The 18,363-nt window shown below is 71.0% G+C and carries 16 protein-coding genes; 6 read left to right on the top strand and 10 right to left on the bottom strand.

What is annotated here, in order from left to right; translation table 11 throughout:
• Positions 1-2: 2 nt before the first annotated feature.
• The 8 genes from glnE to ERL55_RS02445 all read right to left on the bottom strand — a co-directional run bounded on the left by glnE (position 3) and on the right by ERL55_RS02445 (position 10,840).
• On the bottom strand, positions 3-2,843 hold the full coding sequence (glnE, locus tag ERL55_RS02480; RefSeq protein ID WP_129135020.1) for a bifunctional [glutamate--ammonia ligase]-adenylyl-L-tyrosine phosphorylase/[glutamate--ammonia-ligase] adenylyltransferase: 2,841 nt from the start codon (positions 2,841-2,843) through the stop codon (positions 3-5).
• Between the two features lie 794 nt (positions 2,844-3,637).
• Positions 3,638-5,260, bottom strand: coding sequence for an NAD(P)/FAD-dependent oxidoreductase (locus tag ERL55_RS02475; protein ID WP_241685813.1), 1,623 nt, complete (start codon positions 5,258-5,260; stop codon positions 3,638-3,640).
• Positions 5,257-6,363: a UDP-N-acetylglucosamine--N-acetylmuramyl-(pentapeptide) pyrophosphoryl-undecaprenol N-acetylglucosamine transferase gene (locus ERL55_RS02470; RefSeq protein WP_129135019.1), complete on the bottom strand. Its 1,107-nt coding sequence runs from the start codon at positions 6,361-6,363 to the stop codon at positions 5,257-5,259. The genes ERL55_RS02475 and ERL55_RS02470 overlap by 4 nt, the downstream gene beginning before the upstream one ends.
• A gap of 56 nt (positions 6,364-6,419) precedes the next feature.
• The gene (locus ERL55_RS02465; protein WP_129135018.1) at positions 6,420-7,034 is read right to left on the bottom strand and encodes a DUF6445 family protein; all 615 of its coding nucleotides are present in this window, start codon (positions 7,032-7,034) and stop codon (positions 6,420-6,422) included.
• A gap of 54 nt (positions 7,035-7,088) precedes the next feature.
• Complete coding sequence (locus ERL55_RS02460; protein ID WP_129135017.1) at positions 7,089-8,003, bottom strand: DUF808 domain-containing protein; 915 nt, start codon at positions 8,001-8,003, stop codon at positions 7,089-7,091.
• Positions 8,004-8,157: 154 nt separating this feature from the next.
• On the bottom strand, positions 8,158-9,798 hold the full coding sequence (gene groL, locus ERL55_RS02455; protein ID WP_129135016.1) for a chaperonin GroEL: 1,641 nt from the start codon (positions 9,796-9,798) through the stop codon (positions 8,158-8,160).
• Positions 9,799-9,857: 59 nt separating this feature from the next.
• Entirely contained in the window at positions 9,858-10,148 is a 291-nt protein-coding gene (gene groES / locus ERL55_RS02450) for a co-chaperone GroES (RefSeq protein ID WP_129135015.1), read from the bottom strand.
• A 203-nt stretch (positions 10,149-10,351) separates the two neighbouring features.
• Complete coding sequence (locus tag ERL55_RS02445) at positions 10,352-10,840, bottom strand: acyloxyacyl hydrolase (RefSeq protein WP_129135014.1); 489 nt, start codon at positions 10,838-10,840, stop codon at positions 10,352-10,354.
• Positions 10,841-10,971: 131 nt separating this feature from the next.
• On the opposite strand from ERL55_RS02445, the gene cutA reads away from it, so the two are divergent.
• The 6 genes from cutA (at position 10,972) to accC (ending at position 16,726) form a co-directional block, all read left to right on the top strand.
• On the top strand, positions 10,972-11,307 hold the full coding sequence (gene cutA, locus ERL55_RS02440) for a divalent-cation tolerance protein CutA (protein WP_129137169.1): 336 nt from the start codon (positions 10,972-10,974) through the stop codon (positions 11,305-11,307).
• On the top strand, positions 11,307-13,637 hold the full coding sequence (locus ERL55_RS02435) for a protein-disulfide reductase DsbD (protein WP_129135013.1): 2,331 nt from the start codon (positions 11,307-11,309) through the stop codon (positions 13,635-13,637). The genes cutA and ERL55_RS02435 overlap by 1 nt, the downstream gene beginning before the upstream one ends.
• Complete coding sequence (locus tag ERL55_RS02430; RefSeq protein ID WP_129135012.1) at positions 13,634-14,227, top strand: TlpA disulfide reductase family protein; 594 nt, start codon at positions 13,634-13,636, stop codon at positions 14,225-14,227. The genes ERL55_RS02435 and ERL55_RS02430 overlap by 4 nt, the downstream gene beginning before the upstream one ends.
• A gap of 132 nt (positions 14,228-14,359) precedes the next feature.
• Positions 14,360-14,803, top strand: coding sequence for a type II 3-dehydroquinate dehydratase (gene aroQ, locus ERL55_RS02425; protein WP_129137168.1), 444 nt, complete (start codon positions 14,360-14,362; stop codon positions 14,801-14,803).
• 54 nt (positions 14,804-14,857) lie between these two features.
• Positions 14,858-15,352 (top strand): acetyl-CoA carboxylase biotin carboxyl carrier protein, encoded by a 495-nt coding sequence (accB, locus tag ERL55_RS02420; RefSeq protein ID WP_129135011.1) that lies wholly within the window; start codon positions 14,858-14,860, stop codon positions 15,350-15,352.
• Positions 15,353-15,358: 6 nt separating this feature from the next.
• On the top strand, positions 15,359-16,726 hold the full coding sequence (accC, locus tag ERL55_RS02415; protein WP_129135010.1) for an acetyl-CoA carboxylase biotin carboxylase subunit: 1,368 nt from the start codon (positions 15,359-15,361) through the stop codon (positions 16,724-16,726).
• 77 nt (positions 16,727-16,803) lie between these two features.
• Here the strand turns inward: accC and ERL55_RS02410 are convergent, their stop codons facing one another.
• The gene (locus ERL55_RS02410) at positions 16,804-17,253 is read right to left on the bottom strand and encodes a hypothetical protein (RefSeq protein WP_343132717.1); all 450 of its coding nucleotides are present in this window, start codon (positions 17,251-17,253) and stop codon (positions 16,804-16,806) included.
• Positions 17,250-18,293, bottom strand: a complete 1,044-nt coding sequence (locus ERL55_RS02405; RefSeq protein WP_241685812.1) for a hypothetical protein — start codon at positions 18,291-18,293, stop codon at positions 17,250-17,252. The genes ERL55_RS02410 and ERL55_RS02405 overlap by 4 nt, the downstream gene beginning before the upstream one ends.
• Between the last annotated feature and the right edge of the window lie 70 nt (positions 18,294-18,363).

Raw genomic sequence — 18,363 nt, 5'->3', positions numbered from 1 at the left:
GGCTACGGCGTGGCCGCAGCCGTCCCCGACAGCGGATCGATCCCCAGCAGCGCCGCCCCGGCGGCGCGCACGCTGGCGCGGGCGTCCTGCAGGCGGCGGCTGTCGGGCACCAGCCGCGGCCGGCGATCGAGCGTCTGGGCGAGGCCGAGGCCGAGCAGCGTCGCATGCGCCTCGCGCAGGCCCCTGCAGGTGTCGTCAGCCAGCATGCCGGCACCGCACAGCGCGTCGAGCAGCGCCGGCGTGGCCCGCGGCAGCAGCAGCGCGGGCACCGCGTGCGCCTCGCGCAACACCAGGTACTGCACCAGGAACTCGAGGTCGACCAGGCCGCCCTCGCCCTGCTTGAGGTCGAACACGCCATCGCGGCTGCGGTCGAGCTCGGCGCGCATGCGCTGGCGCATCGACACGATGTCGTCGCGCAGCGCATCGGCCTCGCGCAGCCGCCCCAGCGCCGCCGCGCGCACGCGTTCGAACTCCGCGACCAGCGACGCATCGCCGGCCACCGCACGCGCGCGCACCAGCGCCTGGTGTTCCCAGGTCCACGCCCGCTCGCGCTGGTAGTCGTCGTAGCTGCCGAGCGACGACACCAGCAGGCCGCTGGCGCCATCGGGCCGCAGGCGGATGTCGACCTCGTACAGCCGGCCCGCGCCGGTGACGGTGCCCAGCAGCGCGACGATCTTCTGCGCCAGCCGCGCATGCCAGCGGATCGCATCCAGCGGCCGCGGGCCGTCCGACTGCGCCGAGGGCGGTGCGTCGTACAGGAACACCAGGTCGAGATCGGAACCGACGCCCAGCTCCTCGCCGCCGAGGCTGCCGTAACCGAGCACCGCGAAGGTGGCGCCATCGATGCGGCCGTGGCTGTCGTGCATGCCACGGCGTGCCAGCTCCAGCACCGCGGCGACCACGCCATCGGCCAGCCACGCCAGCTGGCGTGCACTGTCCTGCGCGCCCTGGCGGCCATCGAGCATCGCCAGCGCGATGCGGAAGCTCAGCGTCTGCCGCACCTCATTCAAGGCGTACAGCGCCGCCTCGACATCGTCGCGGGCCAGCGCCGCCTGGCAGGCGGCATGCAGCTGCGCGCGGCCGGGCAGCGGGCCCTCGATGCGCGCATCGAGCAGCTCGTCGAGCAGCAGCGGATGCATCGCCACCCGCTCGGCCAGGAACGCGCTGCGGGTCATCAGGTCGACCAGCCGCGCCAGCGCGCCGGGCTGCTCGTCGAGCAGTGCCAGATAACTCGACCGGCGCAGCACGTTGTGCAGCAGCGCCAGCAGGCGGCGGATCGCCTCCAGCGGCCGGTCGGCGGGTGCGCTGGCCTGCAGCAGCACCGGCATCACCCGCTCCAGGCGGGTGCGGGCGATATCGGGCAGGTCGCGCACGCCGGGCGAGCGGGCGAAGTCGCGCAGTGCGGCGTCCACCGCCGGCGCGTCACCGAAACCGGCCGCCTCCAGCTGCGCCGCGGCGCCACCGTCGGGCAGCGCGCGCCAGTAGCCGGCCAGGTCGCAGTCGGTGGCCTGCGGCGCCTGTTCGCGATGCAGCAGTGCGTCGAAGGTCGTCGCCACCACCTGGCGGTGGTCGGCCAGGGTCTGCGCCAGCGCGTCCCAGGACAGGCCGAGGCCCGCGGCGACACGTTCGCGGTCCAGCGGCTCCGATGGCAGCGCGTGCACCTGGGCGTCGCGCAGCATCTGCAGGCGGTTCTCCAGCCGGCGCAGCCAGCAGTAGGCGTCCAGCAGCGCCTGCGCCGTTTCGGCGGGGACGTGGCGCGCGGCGGCCAAGGCGTGCAGCGACTGCTGCAGGCGCCGCCCGCGCAGGCTGGCATCGCGTCCGCCGTGGATGAGCTGCAACACCTGGGCGAAGAACTCGATCTCGCGGATGCCGCCACGGCCGCGCTTGATGTCGTCGGCGAGTTCCTTGCGCGCGACTTCCGCGCTGATCGCCGCCTTCATTCCGCGCAGGCCGTCGAGCGCGCCGAAGTCGAGGTAGCGGCGGTACACGAACGGCCGCAGTTCGGACAGGAAGGCCTCACCCGCCGCGATGTCGCCGGCCACGGGGCGCGCTTTCTGCCAGGCGTAGCGTTCCCAGTCGCGCCCCTCGCGCTGGAAGTAATGCTCCATCGCGCCGAAGCTCAGCGCCAGCCGCCCGGCACCTCCGAACGGACGCAACCGCAGGTCGACGCGGTGGCAGAAGCCGTCGACGGTGACCTCGTCGAGCAGCTTCGCCAGCGCCTGGCCCAGCCGCATGCACCAGGTTTCCGCGGCCAGCGGACGCGGCCCGTCGCTCTCACCCTCGTGTGGATAGGCATAGACCAGGTCGACGTCGGAACTGAAGTTGAGTTCGCCGCCGCCGAGCTTGCCGAGCGCGAACACCACCAGCCGCACGGGCTCGCCCGCGGCGTCGCGGACCATGCCATGGCGGGCGATGAACTCGGCCTCCAGCGCATCGTGCGCCAGTTGCAGGCAGCGCTCGGCGAGGTGCGTGGTGCCGGCGAGGGTGGCATCGACATCGTCGAGGTCGAGCACGTCGCGCCAGACCAGCCGCGTGGATTCGGCGGCGCGCCAGCGCCGCAGTGCACGGGCCCAGTCGTCACGGCCGCCGATCGGGAGATCGGGTTCCGGCAGCGGGGTGGCGCCGGCGTCGTGCGCCAGCCGCCGCAGCAGGCCGGGCTGCCGCTCGAAGGTGTCGACCGCGAAGTCGCTGGCGATGGCGACCCGCGACAGGGCGGCGCGGAACGCCGGGTCCGCGCAGGCACCCTCGCCATCGGCCAGGGCGCCTGCGCGATCGAGGCGCTCGATCGCACGCGCGGCGATCAGCTGCAGCGGGTCGTCGGTAGGTGCAGGCGGAACGGGCATCCGCCGATTGTGGCATCCGCCCGGCGCGGCGTATCCCGGGATCCCGGTGAGCGCCTGTCGCTCAGTGGGCCCAATGAACGAAACGCTGTTCTCCGGATTGGGCGCAAATTGGATTGTTCGTGCGCGCAGGCGTTGCTCCGTTGTGATCCTGCGCCGCCCGTCGCGCGGACCGGGGGCGTGCGCACCCGGCCGGAGTCCGCATCCAGCTACCACGGCCGGCCGCCGGCCATCCATGGCCGGCTGTGCGCACACCCCGGTCCACGCGACGGACTCTGGCGTTCGCGGGCATTGGCACGAAGAGCAGGAGCGTTGCCGTGGAGTCGCTCGTACTGCGGGCCCGGCCGGCGAGCAGCCGCTGCCCTTGGAATCGCGTGCAACCGAACACGCGCTCGCACCTGCCCTTGGTCTTGATTTTTTCGCCCGGACGCGACGCCAGCTCGGTGCCCGCCGCGGACGCAGGGGGATGTCCAGAGCCGGCCATGGATGGCCGGCGGCCGGATGTGGTAGCAGGACGCGGAGATATCCGGCTGGGCATCCCCCTGTGGCCGCGGCGGGCCGCCCGGACCCCTTTTGCGCACGCGGCGGTCAGAACGAAGCAAAAAAAAGCCCGCTGCCGGAAAACCGGTAGCGGGCTTTGCTCCCTCCCCCACGTCGGGTGCGGGGCCATCGTGAACGAAGTGTTATCCCGGATGCACGCTGCACTGCAAAACGATACTTGCAAGTACAAAAATCAAGAAAAAACAGACACCTGCGTATGGCGGCGCACCACCGCCCCTGTAATCGCTTCCGGAGGATCAGGCCGGGCGCGGGGTGCGGCGCAGGTCGCGCAGCAGTTCGCGGGCAGCGTTGCGACCCGGTAGTCCGGTCACACCGCCACCCGGGTGCGTGCCGGAGCCGCAGAGATACAGCGCCGGCACTGCGCCCCGGTAGTCCGCCTGGCCCAGCAGCGGGCGCGCCGAGAACAGCTGGTCGAGGCCGAGCGCGCCGTGGAAGATATCGCCGCCGACCAGGCCGAACTCGCGCTCCAGGTCCAGCGGCGACAGCGCGCTCCAGCCGAGCACGCTGCGGCGGAAGTTGGGCGCGACGCGATCGACGGTATCGATCATCAGTTCCGCGACGGTGTCGCGGTGGGTGTCCCAGCCGCCGTCGACCTCCGGATTGACGTGCTGGCAGAACAGGCTCGCCACGTGCTGCCCGGGTGGCGCCAGGCTGTCGTCGAGCGTCGATGCGATCACCAGCTCCACCACCGGTTCGCGCGCCCAGCCGGGGTTGTGCGCCTTCGAGCGCGCATCGAAATACGCACGCTCGAAGTAGCCCAGCGACGGCCCGACCAGGATCCCGCTCTGGTGGTGCGGTTGCAGCGCGGTGCCGGGCGCGCAGGTGAAGTCCGGCAGCTCCGCAAGCGCCACGTTCATGCGGAAGGTGCCCGACCCGCAGCGGTAGCCGTCGATGCGCTGCGCGGTGTCGTCATCGAGCGCACTGCGCGGCACCAGCCGCTGGTACAGCAGCTTCGGATTGACGTTGGCCACCACCGCGCGCCGCGCGTGCAGTTCGCGGCCATCGGCCAGCAGCACGCCGCGTGCGCGACCGTCGGCGACCAGCACCTCGGCGACTTCGGCGCCGGTCTCAAGGCACACGCCGCGGGCCTCGCACTCGCGCGCCATCGCCTGGGTGATCGCACCCATCCCGCCGATCGCATGCCCCCATGCGCCCTGCCGGCCGTTGACCTCGCCGAACACGTGGTGGAGCAGCACGTAGGCCGACCCCGGCGTGTACGGGCTGGCGAAGTTGCCGACGATCGAATCCCAGCCGAGCGCGGCCTTGAGCGGCTCGCACTCGAACCAGCCGTCGAGCAGGTCACCGGCGGATTTCGTGAACAGCGCCAGCAGGTCGCGCCGGGTGGCAAGGTCCAGCCCGCGCAGCTGGCGCACCACCTGCCACGATGCCAGCCAATCGGCCACGCCCATGCCATCGCCGGGGTTGGGCGGGGTGCGCCGCATCAGCTGGCGCAGCACCGCGACCACGCGGCCGAGCATCGCTTCGTAGGCGACCAGGCGTTCGACATCGCGCGCCGAATGGCGTGCGCCCTCGGCGGCGGTCAGCCCGCCGCCGAGCCGGAACGCGTGTCCGTCCGGCAGCGGCAGGAAGTTCGAGAACGGGCGCTCGACCACGCGCAGCCCGTGTTCGGCCAGGCGCAGCTCGCGGATCACCGCGGGATCGAGCAGGCTCACGGTGTAGCTGCAGGTCGAATTGCGGAAGCCGGGATGGAACTCCTCGGTCACCGCGGCGCCGCCGACGATGCCGCGGCGCTCGAGCACCCGCACGTCGAGCCCGGCGGCGGCCAGGTAGGCGGCACAGACCAGCCCGTTGTGGCCGCCACCGATGATCAGCACATCGTGGACGGCCGCTGCGCTCACGCGGCGCGCCCCCCACGCGCGACCAGCGCCAGCACCGCATCCGCCAGCCGCGCGGCGGCGTCCGGCCGCCCTGCTGCAGCCGCGCGGGCCGCGGCCTGCGGCAATGCTTCGGTCGACGCGAACAGCGCCTGCAGCCGCGCCGCCAGCGCAGCCGCATCGAGTTCCGGTTCCGGCATGCACCAGCCGGCACCCAGCTGTTCGAGCGTGCGCGCATTGCGCAGCTGCTCGTCAGCCGAGCCGCCCTGCGGGATCGGCACGAAGATCGCCGGGCGACCGATCGCCAGCAGGTCGGCGATGGTGGTGGCGCCGGCACGGGTGACCACCAGGTGCGCATCGCGCAGGCGCGCGCCCATGTCCTCGAAGAACGGCCGCACCTCGGCGTCGATGCCGCCGTCGGCGAGGCTGCCTGCGATCGCCGCGGCGTCGTCACCCGCCACCTGCAGCGACAGCCGCAGCCGCGTGCGCAGCGCTTCCGGCAGCGCGCGCAGCGCCGGTGGCACCACGCGCCCGAATACGGCCGCGCTCTGGCTGCCGCCGACCACCAGCAGCCGCAGCGGGCCGTCGGCCGGCAGTGGCGGATACGGCGCGCGCGCATCGAGGATCGCCTGGCGCACCGGATTGCCGGTCTCGACCACGCGATCGGCGGGCACGCCGGCAAGACCGCCGGTATCGCCGAACGACTTGGCCACCCCGGAGGCGAAACGCAGCAGTTGCCGGTTGGCCAGCGACAGTCGCGTGCCCTGCTCGTGCAGCAGCAGGGGCAGCCCGCAGGCACGCGCGCCGAGTGCCGGCGCGAAACTCGGGTAACCGCCGAAACCGACCATGGCCTGCGCGCCACGACGCCGCAGATCGCCGCGCGCACGCCAGGCCGCGCCGAGGATGGTGGTGGCGGCGGCAAGCTTGCCGCCGATGCCCCCCGCGAGGCTGCGCGCGGGCAGCACCACATGCGGCAGGCCTTCGAGTGCGTGCGTGTAGCGCGCGCCGCGCGCGTCGGTGTAGATCACCGCGCCGTGTCCGCGCGCGACCAGTTCACGTGCGAGGGCCTCGGCCGGGAACAGGTGGCCACCGGTACCGCCGGCGGCCATCGCGATGACATGTTTCAAGGTGCTGTCCGTATCCGCTGCGGGGCCGCGATTATGGACGCCACGCCGCCCGGCCTTCAGCGCACGGGCGTGAAGAACATCAGGTAGACGAAGCGCCCGTTCTCGAGGCTGTCGCCGAAGGCCTCGCCCGCGGTGTGCCAGAACCACGGCCGCAGCAGCACCAGGCGGTTGAAGCGCATCGGCACCCGCATGGTCATCTCCCAGCGCGACATGTCGTTGCTGTCGCGGCCGATGATCGCGTCGTGCAGTTCGGCGCCGGTGCGGTAGCCCATCGCCTCGATGCCCTCCTGGGTCATCGGCGCCTGTTCGGTGCCGGTCTCGACATGGCGATAGAACTCGGTGCCGCCGCGGCAGTCCTCCGGCCGACTGAGATAGAGGATTCCCGACCACCATGCACCCTGGTCGATGTGCACGCGCCCGGTGCCGACGTCGTCGGCGAGGGTGATGCGGAACTTGCAGTGCGATTCCGGCGGATCGATCGCGCGCAGCGGCTCGCCGGCCAGCCGCGAGACGGCCTGGTCGAGCTGCGGCAGGTGCAAGCGTTCCTGCGAGTTGCGGCCCGGGAACGCGCCCTGCTGCGGTGGATAGGTCAGGCGCAGGCCCGCCTCGCGCAGGCGCAGGGCATCCTGGGTGGCGAGGAAGTCGTCGACGACGATCAGTGAAGTGCTCATCCGCGCAGTCTGGGAACCCCTGCACGCGGGTGCAAGTGGACCTCCTGCCCGCCCTCAGTGCGCCGGTGCCGCCGGCCGGCCACGCATGCGCCCGAACAGCCACACCGCAGCGAGCACGAGCGCACCGACAACCAGGCCGACCACCAGGCTTGCCAGCGCATCGGCGGCGAACCCTGGCAGGCCGGCATGTTCGGCGGTCTCCAGCAGGCGATGCAGCAGGTCGACGTTGTGCACGAAGATGCCGCCGCCGACCAGGAACATCGCGATCGTGCCGAGGATGCCCAGCGCCTTCATCAGCCACGGCGCCGCATACACCAGTGCACGCCCGGTCGCCGGCACCAGCACGCCGCCCCGCTGGCTCATCCACAGTCCGGCGTCGTCCATCTTCACGATCGCCGCCACCAGGCCGTACACGCCGATGGTCACCGCCAGCGCCACCACCGACAGCGTCACCGAGCGGGTCAGCAACGACGCGCCGGCCACCACTCCCAGCGACAGCACGATGATCTCGGCCGACAGGATGAAATCGGTGCGGATCGCGCCGCGGATCTTCTGCTTCTCGATCTCCTGCGGCGTCTCTTCGGCTTCGAGCACCGCCTGCACGCGCGCCTCGGGGTCCGGGCGATCGTCGCGATGGAACAGCTTGTGCACGACCTTTTCGAAGCCCTCGTAACAGAGGTAGGCGCCGCCGACCATCATCAGCGGCACCACCAGCCACGGCAGGAACTGGCTGATCAGCAACGCCGCCGGCACCAGGATCAGCTTGTTGAGCAGCGAGCCTTTGAACACCGCCCACACCACCGGCAGTTCGCGGCTGGCACGCACCCCGGCCACCTGCTGTGCATTGAGGGCGAGGTCGTCGCCGAGCACCCCCGCGGTCCGCTTGGTGGCGGCCTTGGTCAGCAGCGCGACGTCGTCGAGCAGGGTGGCGATATCGTCGAGCAGGGTGAGCAGCGAGGCGCCGGCCATGGGTGTATCCGCGAGGTCGTGGGCGCGGATTGTGTCACCCGTGCGTGATGCCGGAAATGACGTCGGGCCGTGCACGGGGCGGCCGGTCGCCACAAGGAAAAACCCCGCCTCGCGGCGGGGTTTTCCGTGTTGCAGGTGACGCGGTGGCGCTGGATCAGAAATCCATGCCGCCCATGCCGCCCATGCCACCGCCGCCCGGCATCGCCGGCTCTTCCTTCTTCGGAAGCTCCGCCACCATCGCCTCGGTGGTGATCATCAGGCCGGCGATCGACGCCGCGTTCTGCAGCGCGGTGCGGGTGACCTTGGTCGGGTCCAGGATGCCGAACTCGACCATGTCGCCGAACTCGCCGTTGGCGGCGTTGTAGCCGAAGTTGCCCGAACCGTCCTTGACCTTGTTGACGATCACGGAGGGCTCTTCACCGGCGTTGGTGACGATCTCGCGCAGCGGTGCTTCCATCGCACGCAGGGCGATCACGATGCCGTGGTTCTGGTCTTCGTTGGCGCCACGCAGGTTCTCGATCGCCGCCTTGGCACGCAGCAGGGCCACGCCGCCGCCCGGGACCACGCCTTCCTCGACCGCTGCACGGGTGGCGTGCAGGGCGTCTTCGACGCGCGCCTTCTTTTCCTTCATCTCGACCTCGGTGGCAGCGCCGACCTTGATCACCGCAACGCCGCCGGCCAGCTTGGCCACGCGCTCCTGCAGCTTCTCGCGGTCGTAGTCCGAGGAGGTCTCCTCGATCTGCGCCTTGATCTGCTTGATGCGGGCCTCGATGCCACCGGTTTCGCCGGCGCCGTCGATGATGGTGGTGTTTTCCTTGGTGACCTGGATCTTCTTGGCGCGACCGAGGTCGTTGATGGTCGCCTTCTCGAGCGACAGGCCGACTTCCTCGGAGATCACGGTGCCGCCGGTGAGCACGGCCATGTCTTCCAGCATCGCCTTGCGACGGTCGCCGAAGCCCGGGGCCTTGACGGCGCAGACCTTGACGATGCCGCGGATGGTGTTGACCACCAGGGTCGCCAGCGCTTCGCCCTCGACTTCCTCGGCGACGATCAGCAGCGGCTTGCCGGCCTTGGCCACGCCCTCGAGCACGGGCAGCAGGTCACGCACGTTGGAGATCTTCTTGTCGTGCAGCAGGATGAAGGGGTCGTCCAGCTCGGCCGACATCGACTGCTGGTTGTTGATGAAGTACGGCGACAGGTAGCCGCGGTCGAACTGCATGCCCTCGACCACGTCGAGCTCGTTGTCCAGGCCCGAACCTTCCTCGACGGTGATCACGCCTTCCTTGCCGACCTTCTTCATCGCCTCGGCAATGATGTTGCCGATGACTTCGTCGGAGTTGGCCGAGATCGTGCCGACCTGGGCGATCGCCTTGTCGTCGGCGGTGGGCTTGGAGAGCTTCTTCAGCTCTTCGACGGCGGCCTTGACGGCCTGGTCGATGCCGCGCTTGAGGTCCATCGGGTTCATGCCGGCGGCGACCGCCTTGGAACCCTCGCGGATCAGCGCCTGGGCCAGCACGGTGGCGGTGGTGGTGCCGTCACCGGCGTTGTCGGAAGTGCGCGAGGCGACTTCCTTGACCATCTGCGCGCCCATGTTCTCGAACTTGTCGGCGAGCTCGATCTCCTTGGCGACGGACACGCCGTCCTTGGTGATCGTCGGCGAGCCGAAGCTCTTCTCGAGCACGACGTTGCGGCCCTTCGGGCCGAGGGTCGCCTTGACGGCGTTGGCAAGCGTGTTCACACCGCGCAGCATCTTGGAGCGCGCGTCTTCGCCGAAGCGGATTTCCTTGGCAGCCATGACTCTTTACCTCTGAATGTCTTGGGTGGAATTCGTGGGAGTGGAAAGAAGCGCCGCGATCAGCCGAGGATCGCGAAGATGTCGTCTTCCTTCACCACCAGATAGTCGGTGCCGTCGAGCTTGACCTCGGTGCCGCTGTACTTGCCGAACAGCACCTGGTCGCCGGCCTTCACCTTCGGCGCCCGCAGGTTGCCGTTGTCGAGCACCTTGCCCTCGCCCACGGCGACGACCTCGCCCTTGATCGGCTTTTCGGTGGCCGAATCCGGAATCACGATGCCACCGGCCGAGACTTTCTCTTCCTCGGTACGCTTGATGACCACGCGGTCGTACAGCGGCTTGATATTGCTCATGTCAATCCTCTTAAGTGATTGATTGGGTTGAAGAATGGCGGCGATCTTAGCACTCGCACTCGGAGAGTGCCAAGGCCGCGGGCGGCAAAGACCCGGCAAGCCGGGCACGGACCAGAAGTTGGGGGCCGTTCAGGGCCTTTCAAGGGGCCCGATGGAAATTTCCGTCGCCCCCGGCCGTGGACGGACGCGGGCCTGGACCCGGCTCAGAAGCGCCAGGCCGCCACCACCATCGTCTCGCCGTCGTTGGGCTGGTGGATGCTGGCGTTGGAGATATGCCGCGCCAGCACCGAGAAGCGCTCCCAGCGCCAGCCGATGGTGCTGACGAACTGCGGGTCGCCCGACAGCGCGTCGGTGTAGCCACTCTGCACGCCGATGCCGAAGCCCAGCGTCAGTCCGTTGTCGGTGCGGTCGTAACGCAGGCCGGCGTGGCCGACGGTGACGTCGTCCTCCAGGTCGTACGCGGTGTCGTCGCGGCCGGGCACGTGGATCACACCCAGTTCCCAACGCAGCAGTGCGTTGTCGAGGCCACGCAGCTCCGGCAGCCACGCCGCGGCGATGACCGGGGTGACCTCGTTGTCGCGCGTCCACGACGCGCCGGCACTGAGCTCGAACTGGGATTGCGCGGCGGCGGGAAACACGGCGGCAGCTGCCATCGCGATGGCGCACAGCGCCGGAAGGCGGATCCTGGACATGGGCGGGGGATTAGTGAACCGGGGAGTGCAGATTGTAGATCCTGCCGTCGTGAGCGCGCGGCGACGGGCGCGCCGTGCTTAAGCGGGCGGCGCATGGGCGTGGGCTACCCTATGCGGCCCACCCGTTGCGCCTGCCTGCCGTGTCCGTCCTGCTCTGCCTGTCCACCTGCCCGGATCGTGCCACCGCCGACCGCATCGCCGACGCCCTCGTGGGCGAGGGCCTGGCGGCCTGCGTGACGCTGCTGCCGGGTGCGCGGTCGGTCTATCGCTGGGAGGGCCGTGTCGAGCGTGGCGAGGAAGTGCAGTTGCTGATCAAGACCACCCGGGCGGCGTTCGCCGCTCTACGCGAGCGGTTGTGCGCGCTGCACCCGTACGAAGTGCCGGAACTGGTCGCCTGCGACCTGGTCGACGGCCTGCCCGCCTATCTCGACTGGATCGTGCGCGGGACCGCGGGGCCGGCATCCTGATGGGTATCGCGGTCTGGTGGCGCGCACTCGCGCTGGGCGCGCTCGCAGTCGTGGCGGGCGGCGCGCAGGCAGCGGTCGACATGGACGACCTCCTGCCGGTGGACGAGGCCTTCGCGCTGCGCGTGCACGCGCCGGACCGCGAGCGCATCGAATTCGACTGGACCATCGCCGAGGGCTACTACCTCTATCGCCACCGCATGGGCGCCGAAGCCGAAGGCTTCCCCGCGGACGGCCTGCAGCTGCCCGACGGCAAGCGCCACGTCGACGAGTTCTTCGGCGAGGTCGAGACCTACCGTGGGCGCATGCGCGCAGCCCTGCCCGGCAACGCCGCGGACGGGCGCGAGCAGGTCGTGGTGCGGGTCCGTTTCCAGGGCTGCGCCGATGCCGGCATCTGCTATCCGCCGCAGACCCGCGAGGTCAGCGTGGCCCTGCCCGCCGGCCCCACCGCCAGCGGCCGCGCCGGCTTTGCCGCGCTCGGGCGCAGCCTGCTCGGTGCCGGCACTGCGTCACGCGGCGTTGCCGACGCGCTGCGCCCGCAGGCGCTGCCGCTGCCCGAGGCCCAGGCCTTCGGCTTCGATGCGATCGCCGACGGCGGCGACCGCCTGCTGCTGCGCTTCGTGCCGGCGCCCGGCTATTACCTGTATCGCGACCGCAGCGGATTCACCGTGCGCGGCGAGGGCATCACCGCCGGCAGCCCCCGGTGGCCGGCCGGCGTCGATCACCACGACGAGCACTTCGGCAACGTGGTGGTCTATTTCGACCCCGTCGAGGTCGCGCTGCCGCTGCAGCGCCTGCATGGCGATGCCACCACGGTCGCGCTGACCGCGACCTTCCAGGGTTGCCAGGCCGACGGCATCTGCTATCCGCCGATGACCCGCACCGTGGAAATCGCGGTGCCGGCGTCGGGGACGTGGTCCGCACCCGGCGAGGCCACGACCGCACCGCCCCTGCCCGGTGACGAGCCGGCGCCCGCCTCGGCTGCGGATGACGACGCGGCCGGCGACCCCGACAACGCCATTCGCGAAACACCGCCGGCGCCGACGGCTGCGGCTGCGGCAACGGAGGCGGCGGAGGCAGGTACCGTCGCGACCCCGGCACGCGCTGGTGGCAGCCTCGCCGGTGCCCTGCTGCTGGCGCTGCTGGGCGGGCTGCTGCTCAACCTGATGCCCTGCGTGCTGCCGATCCTGTCCCTGAAGGTGGTCGGGCTGGCGTCGAGCGGCGGCAGCCGGGCCAGCGCGCGGCGGCATGCGCTCTGGTACACCGCCGGCGTGCTGGTGGCGTTCGCCGCGGTGGGCCTGCTGGCGCTCGGGCTGCGCGCCACCGGGCAGGCGCTGGGCTGGGGCTTCCAGCTGCAGCAGCCGTGGTTCGTCGCCGCGCTGGCCTATCTGGTGTTCGCGGTCGGGCTGGCGCTTTCCGGCGTGTTCACGCTGGGCGGCAGCATCGGTGGGGTCGCGCAGTCGCTGGGCAGTCGCACCGGACCGGCCGGTGACTTCTTCACCGGCGTGCTCGCCTGCGTGGTCGCCAGCCCCTGCATTGCGCCGTTCATGGGGGGCGCGCTGGCGTTCGCGTTCGCAAGTTCCGGCGTGGCCGCGCTCGGGGTGTTCCTGGCGCTGGGGCTGGGGTTGGCGCTGCCGTTCCTGCTGGTCGGGTTCGTGCCGGCGCTTGCCGACCGCCTGCCGCGCCCGGGGCCGTGGATGGAGACGCTGAAGCAGGCGATGGCCTTCCCGATGTATCTCACCGCGGTGTGGCTGGTGTGGGTGCTGGGCCGCCAGCGTGGCGTCGATGCGATGGCGCTGGTGATCGCCGGGCTGGCGCTGCTGGCGCTGGCGCTGTGGTGGTTCGAGCGCCAGCGCTGGACCGGCGGACGTGCCGCGCCCGCGCTGGCGCTGCTGCTGGCGCTGGCAGCGCTGTGGCCGGTGGCGGGCGTGGAGCGCTTCGCGCCGCCGGCGCCTGCCGACGCCGCCGACGACTCCGGCGCCGTCGCGTATTCCGCCGAGCGGCTGGCCACGCTGCGTGCGGCGGGAACACCGGTGTTCGTCAACATGACCGCCGACTGGTGCGTGACCTGCAAGGCCAACGAGCGCCGGGTGCTGTCGCGCGAGCCGTTCCGCGACGCGCTGGCGGCAACCGGCACGGTCTACATGGTCGGCGACTGGACCCATACCGACGCCGCGATCACCGCGTTCCTCGACCAGCACCGCGCCGTGGGCGTGCCGCTGTACGTGGCCTACCCGGCCGATGGCGGCCCCGGCGAAGTGCTGCCGACGCTGCTGACGGAGAGCGCCACCCTGGCCGCGGTGGCCCGCGCGGCCGCGGGTGGTGCGCGATGAGGACCGGCGTGGTCATCGGCGTCGCGCTGGCCGCCGGCCTGCTCGGGCTGGGCGCGGCACTGCTCGGTTCCGGCCCCGGCCCGCTGCTGCGCACCGAACCCGGGCAGCGCATGGCGCAGGCCGCACTGCAGGCGGCGGCACCTGCGGCGCCCGAGGGCGTCGCCACCGCACGTCGTGGCGAGCCGGTGCCCGCGTTCACCGTGCCCGCGCTCGACGGCGATGCCTACGCGCTGCCTGCCGATTTCGCCGGCCAGCCGCTGCTGGTCAACCTGTGGGCGAGCTGGTGCGCGCCGTGCATCGAGGAGATGCCGGAACTCGACCGCTACGCACGCAGCCAGGGCGCCGACGGCACGCAGGTACTCGGCATCGCGCTCGACGATGCCGACGCGGTGCGCGCATTCCTTGAGCGCATCCCGGTCGATTACCCGCAGGCCCTCGACGTGCCCGGGCCGACCGACGCCGGGGTGCGGCTCGGCAATCCGCGCGGGGTGTTGCCGTATTCGGTGCTGATCTCCGCCGATGGCCGCCTGCTCAAGGCCCGCATCGGCCCGTTCGAGCATGGCGAGATCGATGCCTGGGCGCGCCACTGAGCAGCCGGCGCCACCATACGCCCGCGACTGGTCGCTGATTCAAACAAACGTTCAACTTCGGGCAAGTTCGGCGAACTGGACACCATCGCCCCCATGCAGCAGACTGCGCGCCTTGTCATCCCGGCGCGCTGCATGGCGACCCTGCTGCTCCTCCACGGCCCCAATCTCAACCTGCTCGGAACCCGCGAGCCCGGGGTCTATGGCAGCACCACGCTGGCCGCGATCGACGCCGACCTGCGCGAGCGCGCGGAAACCGCCGGCCACACGCTCGACAGCCTGCAGTCGAACGCCGAGCACGCCCTGGTGGACCGCGTGCAGGCAGCCGCACACGACGGCACCGCCTTCGTACTGATCAACCCGGCCGCGTTCACCCACACCTCGGTGGCACTGCGCGATGCGCTGCTGGCGGTGGCGATTCCCTACATCGAGATCCACCTGTCCAACCCGCATGCGCGCGAGCCGTTCCGCCAGCACAGCTATTTCAGCGATCGCGCCGTCGGCGTGGTCTGCGGCTTCGGCGCCGACAGCTACCGCTATGCACTGGACGCCGCGCTCAAGCACCTGGCGTCGGCCTGACCCGTTTCCCATCCTGATGCCCGGCCCGCCCGGGCCCGCAACCACGAGGCCTCCATGGACCTGCGAAAGATCAAGAAGCTCATCGACCTGCTCGAGGAGTCGAACCTCGCCGAAATCGAGATCAAGGAAGGCGAGGAGTCGGTGCGGCTGTCGCGCAACCCGACCGGCACCCCGATGACCTACGCGCCTGTGCATGCCGCGCCGCAACCGGCCCGCGCCGCCGAGCCGGTGATGCCGATGGCGTCGCCGGTCGATGCCGCCACCGGTGGCGGCCGCAGCGCGGACACCGCCGGCGCCGGTCCGGCGATGCCCGAAGGCCACCGGGTGCTGTCGCCGATGGTCGGCACCTATTACGCGTCGCCGTCGCCGGACAAGCCGCCGTTCGTCACCGTCGGCCAGCAGGTCAAGGCCGGCGAGACGCTGGGCATCATCGAGGCGATGAAGATGTTCAACCCGATCGAGGCCGATGCATCGGGCACCGTGCTGGCGATCCTGTGCGAGAACGGCCAGCCGGTGGAATTCGACCAGCCGCTGTTCGTGATCGGGTGAGCGGGCATGCTCGATAAAGTCGTCATCGCCAACCGCGGCGAGATCGCGCTGCGCATCCTGCGCGCGTGCCACTCGCTGGGCATCCGTACTGTCGCGGTGCATTCCACCGTCGACCGCAACCTCAAGCACGTGGCCATGGCCGACGAGTCGGTGTGCATCGGCCCGCCACCATCCAACCGCAGCTATCTCGACATGCCGGCGATCATCGCCGCCGCCGAGGTCACCGACGCCCAGGCCATCCATCCCGGCTACGGCTTCCTGTCGGAGAACGCCGACTTCGCCGAGCGCGTCGAGCAGTCCGGTTTCATCTTCATCGGCCCGAAGGCCGAGACCATCCGCCTGATGGGCGACAAGGTCGAGGCGATCCGCGCGATGAAGGAGGCCGGCGTGCCCTGCGTGCCCGGCTCCGGCGGGCCGCTGGGTGACGATGCCGCCACCAACATCCGGGTTGCCCGCGAGATCGGCTACCCGGTGATCGTCAAGGCGGCCGGCGGCGGCGGCGGGCGCGGCATGCGCGTGGTGCATACCGAGGCCGCGCTGGCGAATGCCATTGCCACCACCAAGCAGGAAGCCAAGGCCGCGTTCGGCAACGACATGGTCTACATGGAGAAGTTCCTCGAGAACCCGCGCCATGTGGAGATCCAGGTACTGGCCGATGGCCAGGGCAATGCCATCCATCTCGGCGAGCGCGACTGCTCGATGCAGCGCCGCCACCAGAAGGTGGTCGAGGAAGCGCCGGCGCCGGGCATCACCGAAGAACAGCGCGCGGAGATCGGCCGGGTGTGCACCGAGGCCTGCATCCGCATCGGCTATCGCGGTGCCGGCACGTTCGAGTTCCTGTACGAGAACGGCCGCTTCTACTTCATCGAAATGAACACCCGGATCCAGGTCGAACACCCGGTCACCGAGATGGTCACCGGCATCGACCTGATCCGCGAGCAGCTGATGATCGCCGCCGGGCAGAAGCTGTCGATCCGCCAGGAGGACGTGGTGCTGACCGGGCACGCGATCGAGTGCCGCATCAATGCCGAGGATCCGGAGACGTTCCTGCCGTCACCCGGCCTGATCCAGCATTTCCACGCCCCGGGCGGCCCGGGCGTGCGCGTCGATTCGCATGTCTACGAGGGCTACCGCGTGCCGTCGAACTACGATTCGATGATCGGCAAGCTGATCGTGCATGGCGCCGACCGCGAGCAGGCGATCTGCCGGATGCGCGTGGCGCTCTCCGAGATGGTCATCGACGGCATCCGCACCAACATCCCGCTGCAGGCGCGGATCATGCGCGACAAGGGCTTCCAGGCCGGTGGGCAGAACATCCACTACCTGGAGAAGCGCCTGGCCGAGCGTCGCGACAAGTCGCTGACGATCGGCTGAGCCGGCACCGCGGCCCGGGCGCCGCGGTTGCACCCGCATGCCGACCGCGCGCGGGCTGCGCGGTCGGCATCGGCGGCTCAGTTGCGCACGCGGCCCTGCACGGCACGCACCTCGCCGGCCGAGGCGGGCAACAGCTGCAGCCGGCCGGTCGCGGCAACATCCTCGGGCGCCGGCCGCTGGGTACCGGGAATCGGCCGGATGCCGGTGCCGGACGACCGGCTCACCACCATCACGTATTCGCTGGAGCCGTCGGGCCACACCACCCGGAACATGCTGCCGGGCGGCAGGGTGGCGAACGGCGCCCCGCTCTGCGCGCGATACGCCGCCGCCAGCTGCGTCGCACCCAGGCTGCGCGTGTGTTCCGGCGACTCGATGGAGGTCGACGCCACCTGCGACAGCTCGCGGTAGTTGTCGGCAAGCGCGTCGATCATCACCCCGGCCGCGGTGACCGAATAGGCGGCGAACACCGTCACCCATACCCATCGCCGCACCCGGCGCGGTGCGCGGCTGCCCGTGTGTCTGTTCATTGCTCCAGCCTCCCGGACGCACCCTGCAACAGGGCGTCCACCATGTCCTCGAGCTCTTCCGCCCCCTGTCGCGGAATTGCGGCGTCGTATACGAAACCCTCGAAATCCTGCGTGGCATCGCGCGCGCAGATGCCTCCGCTGGCGCAGTACTGCGTCATCAGCGCCGACCGCGGCCCGCAGTCGAGCCCCTGGCGGCACGCCGCCAGCTGCCAGGCCAGTTCGGCCAACGGGGTACCGGCCACCAGGCCGGCGAATGCCGTCCGGCCACTGGCCGCGACGCCCATCCCGGGCGAAAGCGCGGCGAACGCCTCGGCATCACCGGACCGGTGCACCCGCTCGACCAGGTCGCGCAGGTATTCCGGGCTGTCATCGAGCGGAACCTCCAGCGCCAGCAGGCTGGCCTCGGCGGCGAGATGGCCGGCCAGCGCCGCGTCCTCGCGCTGGCGGATGACGCCGGCCACGGTCAACGCATCGACAGGCGCGAAACGGCCGCAACGCTGCGCGACGCGCTCGCGCGCCGCGCGCAGTGCGGCAGCACGCCGGCCATCGAGCCGCGCAAGCACGCCGGTGTCGCGTGCATATCCGGCCGGCGACGCGGCATAGCCCGCGCAGTAGTCGTGGATGCGGCTGTTGACCCACAACGCGTCGGCGTCGCCCGCCATCACCGCGGGCGCGAGGTCACGCGACAGCGCATAAAGGTCGGGCGCGCGTTCGAAGGCGGCGGCCAGGGCATCGGCGCGGCGGGCGGCCAGCGGGCGATGCACGGAAGCCGTGGGGACCGGCCGTGTCGCCTGCACAGGGGCCGGCTGATCGCGCACGGCCGGCACCGGACGTGGAGCGCTGGCTCCGCCCGGCATCATGGGCGCTTCGCCGGTGTCCACGACAACCGCCGACGCGGCCTCGCCATCACGCATCCGCGCCAGCCCGGCAACCAGCAACGCCGCCAGCACGGCCAGCATCAGCGCCCGCGCCAGCCCGGCGACGGGTGCCGCGCCGCGCCCGGAGAACAGGGAATCCACCAGCGCGGCGAACTGCCGCATGCAAGCCTCCGTCGTCACGACCGCGCGGCGTCGACGCGCCCGGCGTGGCGGCATGGTACGCCATCGCCGC

Origin of the sequence: Luteimonas sp. YGD11-2, from assembly GCF_004118975.1 — a bacterium.
Taxonomy (GTDB): domain Bacteria; phylum Pseudomonadota; class Gammaproteobacteria; order Xanthomonadales; family Xanthomonadaceae; genus Luteimonas; species Luteimonas muca.
Note: the sequence above shows the minus strand (reverse complement) of the source record. Positions and strands in the feature narration are given on the sequence as shown.